This window comes from Streptomyces sp. WM6386, assembly GCF_000972385.1.
GTDB lineage: Bacteria > Actinomycetota > Actinomycetes > Streptomycetales > Streptomycetaceae > Streptomyces.
Window position 1 is genome coordinate 1 of record NZ_JXTE01000692.1, and the last position, 343, is coordinate 343.

The window sequence follows — 343 nt, forward strand, 5'->3', positions numbered from 1 at the left end:
CCAAGAAGGCCATGGCGGCCGCGATTCCGGACCACCTCCCCAGCACCGCGGTCCGCCCCGACCTTCCGTCCGTGACCGGGGCGGCCGGCGCCGTCACCGACCCGGGCTTCCTGAAGTACCCGGCGCAGCAGGTCCGGACGGTCGACGACGTGCCCGGCTCCGGCGGCCGCTACACCACGCTGACCCCGCTGTGGGGCGCCATCCCGCCCGCCGGCAACGCCTACTACCGGGCGATGAACAAGGCCCTGGGCGCGACGGTCACGATGAAGCCGGCCAACGGCAACTCGTACAACACCACCATCACCACGCTCACCGCCGCCGAGAAGCTTCCCGACTGGGTGCA

1 pseudogene is annotated in these 343 nt (G+C 72.0%); it reads left to right on the forward strand.

The features are described from left to right. A pseudogene (locus TN53_RS43270) lies at positions 1 to 343 on the forward strand (Tat pathway signal sequence domain protein); the annotation flags it as partial.